Origin of the sequence: Streptomyces sp. NPDC092296 (assembly GCF_044755465.1) — a bacterium.
Classification (GTDB): domain Bacteria; phylum Actinomycetota; class Actinomycetes; order Streptomycetales; family Streptomycetaceae; genus Peterkaempfera.
On sequence record NZ_JBIVRB010000013.1, the window covers coordinates 88,882 to 99,729 of the forward strand.

Sequence of the window (10,848 nt, forward strand, 5' to 3'; positions counted from 1 at the left end):
GGCGGCGCCGCCCGCCCCCCCGCGGGGGCCCACCCCAAACGCGCCGCGGCATGCCCCCCGCGGGGGGGGGGGCCCCGCCCGGGGGGGCGGGGCCCCACAGCCACGTCTTCGGGTATCCGTGACCGGCCCGGGTCAGATGCGGCGCAACACTGCGACGACCTTGCCGAGGATGGTCGCATTGTCGCCGGGGATCGGCGGGTAGGCGCTGTTGTGCGGCATCAGCCAGATGTGGCCGTCCTCCCGCTTCAGCCGCTTCACCGTGGCCTCGCCGTCGATCATCGCGGCCACGATGTCGCCGTTCTCCGCGACCGGCTGGCGGCGGACGGTGACCCAGTCGCCGTCGCAGATGGCCGCCTCGATCATCGAGTCACCGCTGACCTTGAGCGCGAACAGCTCGCCGTCGCCCACCAGCTGACGCGGCAGCGGGAAGACGTCCTCCACCGACTGCTCGGCCAGGATGGGACCGCCCGCCGCGATCCGGCCCACCAGCGGCACATACGAGGTGGACGGCCGGCCCGCGTTGTCGGCGGTGTTCGGCCGGGCGACCTCGACGCCGCGCACCTCGTAGGCGCGTGGGCGGTGCGGGTCGCGGCGCAGGAATCCCTTGCGCTCCAGGGCCATCAGCTGGTGGGCGACGGAAGAGGTGCTGGACAGGCCGACGGCCTGCCCGATCTCCCGCATGCTCGGCGGATATCCGCGCCGCTGCACGGAATCCCGGATCACCTCGATAACCCGGCGCTGGCGATCGGTGAGCCCCGTTTCGTCCGTGCGGATTCCGGGCGGCCGGCCGGGCAGCGAGCGCGTCGGAGTGTCGAGGCCGCCGTGCGGCACCGAGTCCTGAGTCGCCGCATGCTCGACCGGCTGGTCTGGAACGAGACCCTGACCGGCGATCCGATGGTCTTCCTGGCTGTGGTCCAGGGATTTCTGGGAACGTTCCTGCACCGGGACGGTGCTGCTTTCTGCGGTGGTCACGGCGGCCCCTCTCGACGGACGTTCTCGCTAATAGGCCAACGGTAGTTCCTATCGAAAGGTTGCGCCAAACACACGTTCGAGTGAATTTCCCGCGAGTCGCCTGACATGATCAAGGTCTAGGGTGTATTGCCGAGCAAGTGTTCGACTGCGAGTAGTCTAGTCCGGATGCCTCCGCATGGCAGCCCATCCCGCTCGGAGAGGCTCCGGCGGGGCCGTCCGAGTGACCCCGGCGACCCGTCCCGGGGGCCTCGTGGAACCCCCGCCTCCGGCTTTCGGCGCTGACCAGCACCGATTGCGAGCGGTGAGCCGAGGGCTACGGAACACGCCGCCGGCAGCTTGCGCCAGACCCCACATCTTGTGGCTAGAGTGATGCCCGAAGCCCACAGGTTGTGGTCCCCCGTGGTTCAGGCCGGATGGGCGTCGCCTACACTTGTCGCTGCTCCGGGTGCCGTTCCACGGCCGCCCGGGGATCTCGCGACGCCGCTGACGGAGGAGGGAGCCTTCCATGCACTGCCCCTTCTGCAGGCACTCCGACAGCCGTGTGGTCGACAGCCGCACCACCGACGACGGCACCGCCATCCGGCGCCGCCGCCAGTGTCCCGACTGCAACCGCCGCTTCACCACGGTGGAGACCGCCACCCTGGTGGTCATCAAGCGCAGCGGGGTCACCGAGCCCTTCAGCCGCGACAAGGTCATCACCGGTGTGCGCAAGGCATGCCAGGGACGCCCGGTGACCGAGGACGCCCTCGCGCTCCTCGGGCAGCGGGTCGAGGAGTGCCTGCGCTCCAGCGGCAGCGCCGAGCTGTCCACCCATGACGTCGGCCTGGCCATACTCGGTCCGCTGAAGGAGCTCGACGTCGTCGCCTACCTGAGGTTCGCCTCGGTGTACCGGGCGTACGACTCCCTCGAGGACTTCGAGGCCGCCATCGGCGAACTGCGTGCCGAGCGGCCTCCCGCGGCGGGGGAGGGTGCTCCCGTACCCGCTCCTGCCCCCGCGCCCTGACAGCGGGGCGTTCCGGCCCCGCGCGGGCCCACCTTGATGCGAGACGAAGTGTCCCGGGAAGTCACGGGGCACTCAGGGCGTTTGCCCAGGAGGAGGACGAAGTGACAGAGACGACGAGCGGCTCGGCACGCGGCTCGCGCTCGAAGAGCGGCGGCAAGAGCGGCGCCAGGGCCGACAAGGGCCTGCGGATCGAGCGCATCCACACGACCCCGGGGGTCCACCCGTACGACGAGGTGACCTGGGAGCGGCGTGACGTCGTCATGACCAACTGGCGGGACGGCTCGATCAACTTCGAGCAGCATGGCGTCGAGTTCCCCGACACCTGGTCCGTCAACGCGGTCAACATCGTCACCAGCAAGTACTTCCGCGGCGCGGTGGGCACCCCGCAGCGCGAGTGGAGCCTGAAGCAGATCATCGACCGGGTGGTGAAGAGCTACCGCGCCGGCGGTGAGGACAACGGCTACTTCGCCTCGCCCGCCGACGCTGAGATCTTCGAGCACGAGCTGACCTACGCCCTCCTCCACCAGGTGTTCAGCTTCAACTCGCCGGTCTGGTTCAACGTCGGCACCGCCCAGCCGCAGCAGGTCAGCGCCTGCTTCATCCTGTCCGTCGACGACTCCATGGAGTCGATCCTCGACTGGTACAAGGAAGAGGGCATGATCTTCAAGGGCGGCTCCGGCGCCGGCCTGAACCTCTCCCGCATCCGCTCCAGCAAGGAGCTGCTCACCTCCGGCGGCAACGCCTCCGGCCCGGTCTCCTTCATGCGTGGCGCCGACGCCTCGGCCGGCACCATCAAGTCGGGTGGCGCCACCCGCCGCGCCGCCAAGATGGTCGTGCTGGACGTCGACCACCCGGACGTCGAGGCCTTCATCGAGACCAAGGTGAAGGAGGAGGAGAAGATCCGCGCGCTGCGCGACGCGGGCTTCGACATGGACCTCGGCGGTGACGACATCACCTCGGTCCAGTACCAGAACGCCAACAACTCGGTGCGCGTCTCCGACGAGTTCATGACCGCGGTGGAGCAGGGCGGCGAGTTCGGCCTGCGCGCCCGCCTGACCGGCGAGGTCATCGAGACCGTCGAGGCCAAGAAGCTCTTCCGCAAGATGGCCGAGGCCGCCTGGGCCTGCGCCGACCCCGGCATCCAGTACGACTCCACCATCAACCACTGGCACACCTGCCCGGAGTCCGGCCGCATCAACGCGTCCAACCCGTGCAGCGAGTACATGCACCTGGACAACTCCTCGTGCAACCTCGCCTCGCTCAACCTGATGAAGTTCCTGCGCGCCGACGACACCTTCGACGCGGTGACCTTCGCCAAGGTCGTCGAGCTGGTCATCACCGCGATGGACATCTCCATCTGCTTCGCGGACTTCCCCACCCAGAAGATCGGCGAGACCACCCGCGCCTTCCGCCAGCTGGGCATCGGCTACGCCAACCTCGGCGCCCTGCTGATGGCCACCGGTCACGCGTACGACTCCGACGGCGGCCGCGCGCTGGCCGGCTCCATCACCTCGCTGATGACCGGCACCGCCTACCGCCGCTCCGCCGAGCTGGCCGGCATCGTCGGGCCGTACGAGGGCTACGCCCGCAACGCCGAGGCGCACCAGCGGGTGATGCGCCAGCACGCCGAGGCCAACGCCGCCGCCGTGCGCAGCGACGACCTGGACGCCCCCGTCTGGGCCGCCGCCACCGAGGCGTGGCAGGACGTGCAGCGGATCGGTGCCGAGCACGGCTTCCGCAACGCCCAGGCGTCGGTGCTCGCCCCGACCGGCACCATCGGCCTGATGATGGACTGCGACACCACCGGCGTCGAGCCCGACCTGGCGCTGGTCAAGTTCAAGAAGCTGGTCGGCGGCGGCTCGATGCAGATCGTGAACAACACGGTCCCGCGCGCGCTGCGGCGGCTCGGCTACCACCAGGAGCAGATCGAGGCGGTCGTCGCCCACATCGCCGAGCACGGCAATGTGCTGGACGCGCCCGGCCTCAAGGCGGAGCACTACGAGGTCTTCGACTGCGCCATGGGCGAGCGGGCCATCTCCCCGATGGGCCACGTCCGGATGATGTCCGCGATCCAGCCCTGGATCTCCGGCGCCATCAGCAAGACGGTGAACATGCCGTCGACCGCCACCGTCGAAGAGGTCGAGGAGATCTACTTCGAGGCGTGGAAGATGGGCGTCAAGGCGCTCGCCATCTACCGCGAGAACAGCAAGGTCGGCCAGCCGCTCTCGGCCAAGAAGAAGGACGACAAGGGCGAGGCCGCCCCGGTGGAGAAGGTGGTCGAATACCGCCCGGTCCGCAAGCGCCTCCCCAAGGGCCGCCCGGGGATCACCACCTCCTTCACAGTGGGCGGCGCCGAGGGCTACATGACGGCCAACTCCTACCCGGACGACGGCCTGGGCGAGGTCTTCCTCAAGATGTCCAAGCAGGGCTCGACCCTGGCGGGCATGATGGACGCCTTCTCCATCGCCGTCTCGGTCGGCATGCAGTACGGCGTGCCGCTGGAGACCTACGTCTCGAAGTTCACCAACATGCGCTTCGAGCCGGCCGGTCTGACCGACGACCCGGACGTGCGGATGGCGCAGTCGATCGTCGACTACATCTTCCGCCGCCTGGCGCTGGACTTCCTGCCCTTCGAGACCCGCTCCGCGCTCGGCATCCACTCCGCCGACGAGCGTCAGCGGCACCTGGAGACCGGCTCGTACGAGCCGTCCGACGACGAGGACCTGGACGTCGAGGGCCTGGCCCAGTCCGCCCCCCGCGCCCAGGCCCAGCCCGCCGCCGCTCCGCAGGCCGCCGCCCAGCCGGTGCCGGTGCAGATCCACTCCTCCACCGAGCTGGTCGAGGCCCAGCAGGGCCTCAACGCCGACGCCCCGCTCTGCTTCTCCTGCGGCACCAAGATGCGCCGCGCGGGCAGCTGCTACCTCTGCGAGGGCTGCGGCTCCACCAGCGGCTGCAGCTGAGGCCAGGAATGCGGAGCAGGTCCGCCGGAATCCGAGTCGCGACTCGGCATGTGAGCTGAATTCCGGCAGGCCCTGAATGCAAGGCGCTGCCCCGGTCCTCCCTTGGGAGGACCGGGGCAGCGCTGTGGGCGGCGGGCGCGGGCTCAGCGGGCGCGGGCCAGGAAGAGGTCGGTGACGCGGTCCACGGTGATGCCGCCGCCGTGGGCTTCCAGGGTGCGGGCGACCTCGGTGAGGACCTGCTCGCGGCGGTGGTCCGGCAGGATGCGGTACGCGGAGACCGACAGCAGGTGGTCGCGGTAAGCGTCGGCGGAGTAGCGGTGCTCCTGCCGGAAGCGGATCGACCGCAGATCGGTGAAGCGGCCGTCGCGGCGGCACTCGGGCTCCGGCCGGCCTGCCTGCTCGGTCCAGGCGGCCGACTCGTCGTCGTAGGCCGCGAGCGGGTCGCTGTGCGGTGTGTGGACCATCCCGTAGCGGGTGTCGACCTCGGCCAGCGCGGAGTGCAGGGCGGTGTCGTGGACGCCGTAGACGTGCCAGGCCAGCGCCATCGCCCCGCCGGGCGCCAGCGCCCCGTACGCCAGGTCCCAGCGCCGCGCCTGGTCCACCCAGTGCCAGGACGAAGCCGCGATGAGCAGCCCGTAGCGCCGCCCGCCCGGCTGCCACTCCTCGAAGCCGCCGACGTCGATCCGGACGTCGGCGTACGCGGCGGTGTTGCGGCGCAGCACCGCAGCCATCTGCGGGTCGGGTTCGACGCACACCAGCGGGACGCCACGGGCGGCAAAGGCCACGGTCGCCTTGCCGGTACCGGCCCCCACCTCGACGGCCGGCCGGTCACCGAGCGCCGCATAGCCGAGCACCTCGGAGACCAGGTCGTCCGGGTATCCCGGTCGGGCGGCGTCATAGACCTCCGCCACCTCGCCGAAGACCCTGCCGCGCTCCACGTCGTCCCGCTGCTCGGTCGTCATGCCCCGCCCTTCGCTCCGGTGGTCGCCGTGTGGTCACCCTACTGACGGCGCACCGCACCGTCCGATGGGTTTTCAGGTCGGCCGGTGCCAGCTCAATGACGCTCCGTCAGAAGTGGCGGGCGGAGCGGCGTTGCTCGGTGTTGCTCGGCGTTGAGCACCGCATGCTGCTCGCTGTGTGCGACAGCGGACCGGGGGCGGCGGGAGACCTCCCGCCGCCCCCGGTCCGGGCCGATCAGAGTCCGGCGCCCGGCACGGGTGCCGAGGGCAGGCTCGACGGCTTGGCCTTGATCACGAAGATGGCGGTCAGCAGCGCGAGGAACGCCAGCGCCACCGCGACCAGGAAGGCATGCGAGATGCCGTAGGCCAGCACCTCGTCGCCCCAGCTGCCGGGCAGCTGCTGCGTCTTGCCGAACTCGGCCTTCTGCGCGGGCGTCGCGGACGCGGTGAACGACGGCAGCTGCCGGGTGAACTCGTCCTTGGCCGCGGTGCCGAACACCGTGGTCAGGATGGACAGGCCGAGCGCGCCGCCGACCTGCTGGGTGGCGTTGAGCAGGCCGGACGCCGCGCCGGTCTCCCTGGCGGAGACCCCGGAGACCGCGAGCAGCATCAGCGGTACGAAGATGCAGCCCATCCCCAGGCCGAAGATCACGGTGGGGCCGAGCACCCCCTCCGGGTAGCCGCTGTGTGCGGTGGTACGCGTCAGCCACAGCAGGCCGATGGTGACCAGCAGCGCGCCGGTTGCCATGAAGGGCTTGGGGCCCGTCCTGGCCTGGAACCGGGACGATATCTGGGCCGTCGTGATGATCGCGGCACTGATCGGCAGGAATGCCACACCTGCCTTCAGCGGGCTGTAGCCCAGCGTCCGCTGCACGAAGAGCGTGACGTAGAAGAAGATCCCGAACATCGCCGCCGCGAGGCAGAGCATCATCACATAGCTGCCACTGCGGTTGCGGTTCGCGAACATGTGCAGCGGGGTGATCGGTTCCTGGGTGCGCCGCTCGACGACGATGAAGGTGACCAGCAGCACCGCCGCTGCGGCGAAGGCGACCAGCGTCAAGCTGTCGCTCCAGCCGTCCGAGGCGGCCCGGATGAAGGCGTAGACCAGCGAGACCAGGCCCAGTGTGGAGGCCAGCGCACCGGCGATGTCGAAGCGGCCGGGGTGGCGCTCGGACTCGTTGATGTACCGGGGGGCCGCCACCGCGATCACGATCGCGATCGGCACGTTCACAAAGAGCACCCAGCGCCAGTTGAGGTACTCGGTGAGCAGGCCGCCCGCCAGCAGGCCGATGGCCGCGCCGGAACCGGCGACCGCGGAGAAGACCCCGAAGGCGCGGTTGCGCTCCGGGCCCTCCTTGAAGTTGGTGGCGATCAGCGCGAACGCGGTGGGCGAGCAGATCGCCCCGCCTATGCCCTGGAGTGCGCGGGCGCCCAGCAGCATGCCGGAGTTCTGCGCGAAGCCGCCCAGCAGCGAGGCCAGGCTGAACAGCAGGACGCCGGTGATGAAGACCCGTCGGCGCCCGAGTATGTCGCCGGCCCGGCCGCCGAGCAGCAGCAGGCCGCCGAAGGTGAGGGTGTAGGCGTTGATCACCCAGGCGAGGTCGGTGGTGGAGAAGTGGAGCGAGTCCTGGATGTGCGGCAGTGCGATGTTCACGATCGTTGCGTCGAGCACCACCATCAACTGGGCGGCGGCGATGACCGTGAGCGCTATCCCCGGGCGCTGTCCTTTGCTCGCCTTGGGCGGGGAGTGGGTGATGAGAGTGTCCGAGACAGCCACAATATGCCCCCTGTTGGCTCTTGCTGCGTGGCTTGGGTGGCGTGGCCTCGGCTGCGTCGGCCGACTGTGCCCCGCCGTGAGAGAACGGTAGCGTTCACTGGGATTCACCCTAACGGGGGATAATTAGTGAACGCAAACGTTCCTTGGGATCGTGACGGATTGTTACGGAGAACCTGGCGGATGACCTCCTTGCCCGATCGCTCACAGTCGCCCCCGCCCCACACTGCCCCGCATCAGACCGCTTCGGCCGCCCCGGCCGCCCCGGCGCGACGCCGGGGCAAGGCGCTGGAGCGCGCGATCTTCGAGGCGACTCTTGACCAGTTGACCTCCGGTGGTTTCGCGCGGCTGACCATGGAGGGGGTGGCCGGTGCCGCGCAGACCGGGAAGGCAGCGTTGTACCGGCGCTGGGCATCGAAGCAGGAACTGGTGCTCGACGCCCTGGCATCCAGCCTGCCACCCGCCACTGACATTCCCGATCTGGGCTCGGCCCGCGCGGAGCTGCGCAAGCTGGCCGAGCGCATGTGCACGTCCGTCCAGTCACCGGCGGGCGCCGCGATGCGCGTCCTGATGGGCGAGCTCGACCACGACCGGGCCCGGGTCTTCGCCTCCTTCGTCCAGGACCGGGTCGTGGAGCCCGCCAAGCGGGAGATGCTGGAGATCCTGCGCCGAGGCGTGGCCCGGGGCGACGTCCGTCCCGACGCGGCCGATCCGCTGATCGCGGACGTGGTCCCGGCCCTGCTGCTGTACCGGTCCAAGGTGTGCGGCGGGGAACTTCCCGAGGGGTTCGCCGAGCGGCTGGTGGACCAGGTGCTGCTGCCGATGGTCGCACCGCGTCCCGGCCCCCCGACCCCCGGCGGCGGCGCGTCGGCGTAGCCTGGGGCCGTGCCGTACGAACCCCCCACTCACAGCGTGGAGCGCTCGCTCCGCCGGGCCGGCGCGGCCGTGGTCGCCGGTGTCGACGAGGTGGGCCGGGGCGCCTGGGCCGGCCCGGTCACGGTGTGCGCGGCCGTCACCGGCTTGCGGCGCCCGCCCGAGGGTCTGACCGACTCCAAGCTGCTGACCCCGCTCCGCCGCACCGCGCTGCGCGCCGTGCTGGCCGACTGGGTCACCGCCCATGCGCTCGGCCACGCCTCCGCCGAGGAGTGCGACCAACTGGGCATGACGGCGGCGCTGCGACTGGCGGCGGTGCGGGCCCTGGAGGGCCTGCCGGTGCGGCCCGACGCGGTGATCCTGGACGGCAAGCACGACTACCTCGGCGGCCCGTGGCGGGTGCGTACGGTCATCAAGGGCGATCAGAGCTGCGTCTCGGTGGCGGCGGCCTCGGTGCTCGCCAAGGTGTACCGGGACGGGCTGATGGCGGAGCTGGGGGCCGAGCATCCCCCGTACGCCTTCCAGGACAACGCGGGCTATCCCTCGCCGGTGCACCGGGCGGCGCTGGCCGAGTTCGGCCCCAGTCCGCTCCATCGGCTCTCCTGGGCCTACCTGGACGACCTGCCCGCCTGGCGCCATCTGAAGAAGGTCCGCACACCGGCGCCGGACGCGGGACAGCAACTGGCGCTGGGTTTCTGACGGTACGTCAAGCTGCTGGCCCGGACGGTGGTCCGGCCCGAGCGGCGCCGTACCACCGGGCTGCGGGGCGCCAATGGGTGGGGCCGGTGCTGCGCTTCGCACCTACGTTTGATAGACATCGCGGTATGCCTGTCTTCCCCGAGGAGCCGGAGATTCACGAGAGCATCCCGGGCCCCGGCGTTCCCTTCCCCCGCAAGTCGGACGCAGTAGCCCCCCGTACGCCCGCAGCGCCTGGCGCAGCAGAGGCGTCCCCTGCCAACTCGGCGCCGGCCCCCCTGCCGGCCCCCCGTCCCGGCCCGCCCCGCCCCGCGCCTCCGCGCGGCGACCGGACAGGCCCGCGAACCGCCCGCATCCCCAAGCCGGGCCCGGCGCCCCGCCGTACCGCCGCGACCGCGCCGGAGGTCCGGCTGGTGCCGGCCACCGCGCCGACCGCTCTGGATCACGCCGACGAGGCGGTGGACGGCCTGCTGGAGTCCGGCCGCGCGCCGAGCGACGTGCTGGTGCTCACCAGTGGTGACGCCCACCCGTGGCAGCGCCACGAGTCCTCGTTCGGCGAGGAGCACTACTGGGCGCAGCTGGAGGAGGGCGGGGACGTCTTCTACGCCGACGCCCTGGCCACCCGTGCGGCCGCCGCCCGCGAGGTCGTGGTGCTCGCCTGCAACGGCACCGAGCAGCGCAACGCCCAGGCCCTGACGGCGGCCCTGGGCACCGCCCGGACGCTGCTGCTGGTCTGCGGCGACCCCGCGCAGCTCGGCACGCTGTTGGACGGCATCCCCCAGCCCGCTCACGCCTGACCCAGCCGAAGCGCCCGGCCATCCCCACCGGCCGGGCGCTTCGGTCTGCCCTGGGCCCGGCCCGCCCGTGCGGCTCCTGCAACCGGCGCCCCCAACCCCGGCTCCCCGAAGCCGTCAGCGCCCAGCAGCCCGCCGAAGTGGCGGCGCCGACCGTCGAGCCCAGTGCCGACTGTCCGACGAGCGGTCGGGCAGCGTCGCCACATTGGCCGGAGGCGAACCGTCGGTCCAGGAGCCCGCATGGGGATTGCGTCCATGGCGGCCGTCCCCCAACACCTGCCATCCCTGCGGCGTCAGCGTGATGTAGGAGCCGCACCGCAGCCCGTGCAGCCCTGCGGCATCCCGCAGCCCCCACATCCAGGCGCCGTCCTGCGGCGTCCATCCGGGCTCGCCGGCGCGGCAGAGCAGCAGCACGGCGGTCCGAGACGGCACGGCGCGACGCAGGTCGTGCGGCACGACCCGGCGCAGATGCGCGAGGATCGCGTTGCGGTACTGCCAGCCGTCGCTGCTGTCGGCCCGGGGCGCGAAGGAAGCCGAGCCGACCACCCGGTGCAGCGGGTCGAGGACGGCGACGATCGCGGTGCCCGGCGCGGGCAGGTGCCGTGCGTGGAGGGCGCCGACGAACTCGCGCGGATTGCGGAGCAGCGGGATTCCCGCGTCGGACCAGGTCTCCAGGTCCAGCGTCCGGCTCATGGCGGGTGGGGCGGAGGGGGTGGGACTGCGGTCGATGCCGTTGATCACGTTCCTCCTTCCGCGCGCTCCCGCCCTGGTAGGGCGTGCGCGCACGCCGAGGGCCGGGCTGGTGGGCCCGGGAATG

9 protein-coding genes are annotated in these 10,848 nt (G+C 71.3%); 5 read left to right on the forward strand and 4 right to left on the reverse strand.

From position 1 onward, the window contains the following. Positions 1 to 132 precede the first annotated feature (132 nt). Positions 133 to 972, reverse strand: a complete 840-nt coding sequence (gene lexA / locus ACIQGZ_RS23590; RefSeq protein WP_402604940.1) for a transcriptional repressor LexA — start codon at positions 970 to 972, stop codon at positions 133 to 135. Between the two features lie 505 nt (positions 973 to 1,477). On the opposite strand from lexA, the gene nrdR reads away from it, so the two are divergent. Continuing rightward, complete coding sequence (nrdR, locus tag ACIQGZ_RS23595) at positions 1,478 to 1,975, forward strand: transcriptional regulator NrdR (protein ID WP_402604942.1); 498 nt, start codon at positions 1,478 to 1,480, stop codon at positions 1,973 to 1,975. Between the two features lie 101 nt (positions 1,976 to 2,076). Continuing rightward, positions 2,077 to 4,935 carry a vitamin B12-dependent ribonucleotide reductase gene (locus ACIQGZ_RS23600; RefSeq protein WP_402604944.1) on the forward strand — a complete coding sequence of 953 codons (2,859 nt, stop codon included), beginning with the start codon at positions 2,077 to 2,079 and terminating at the stop codon, positions 4,933 to 4,935. Between the two features lie 143 nt (positions 4,936 to 5,078). Here the strand turns inward: ACIQGZ_RS23600 and ACIQGZ_RS23605 are convergent, their stop codons facing one another. Next, the gene (locus ACIQGZ_RS23605; protein ID WP_402604947.1) at positions 5,079 to 5,897 is read right to left on the reverse strand and encodes a class I SAM-dependent methyltransferase; all 819 of its coding nucleotides are present in this window, start codon (positions 5,895 to 5,897) and stop codon (positions 5,079 to 5,081) included. 232 nt (positions 5,898 to 6,129) lie between these two features. Continuing rightward, positions 6,130 to 7,671 (reverse strand): MFS transporter, encoded by a 1,542-nt coding sequence (locus tag ACIQGZ_RS23610; RefSeq protein ID WP_402604949.1) that lies wholly within the window; start codon positions 7,669 to 7,671, stop codon positions 6,130 to 6,132. Positions 7,672 to 7,851: 180 nt separating this feature from the next. Here ACIQGZ_RS23610 and ACIQGZ_RS23615 point away from each other — a divergent pair, with 180 nt between their 5' ends. The 3 genes from ACIQGZ_RS23615 to ACIQGZ_RS23625 all read left to right on the forward strand — a co-directional run bounded on the left by ACIQGZ_RS23615 (position 7,852) and on the right by ACIQGZ_RS23625 (position 10,034). After that, a complete protein-coding gene (locus ACIQGZ_RS23615; RefSeq protein WP_402604951.1) occupies positions 7,852 to 8,544 on the forward strand; it encodes a TetR/AcrR family transcriptional regulator in 693 nt (230 codons plus the stop codon). Positions 8,545 to 8,553: 9 nt separating this feature from the next. Then, on the forward strand, positions 8,554 to 9,240 hold the full coding sequence (locus ACIQGZ_RS23620) for a ribonuclease HII (protein WP_402604953.1): 687 nt from the start codon (positions 8,554 to 8,556) through the stop codon (positions 9,238 to 9,240). Positions 9,241 to 9,650: 410 nt separating this feature from the next. Beyond that, positions 9,651 to 10,034 carry a hypothetical protein gene (locus ACIQGZ_RS23625; RefSeq protein ID WP_402604955.1) on the forward strand — a complete coding sequence of 128 codons (384 nt, stop codon included), beginning with the start codon at positions 9,651 to 9,653 and terminating at the stop codon, positions 10,032 to 10,034. Between the two features lie 114 nt (positions 10,035 to 10,148). On the opposite strand, the gene ACIQGZ_RS23630 is transcribed toward ACIQGZ_RS23625, so the two are convergent. Then, positions 10,149 to 10,724: a hypothetical protein gene (locus ACIQGZ_RS23630; protein ID WP_402605118.1), complete on the reverse strand. Its 576-nt coding sequence runs from the start codon at positions 10,722 to 10,724 to the stop codon at positions 10,149 to 10,151. Positions 10,725 to 10,848: the final 124 nt, after the last annotated feature.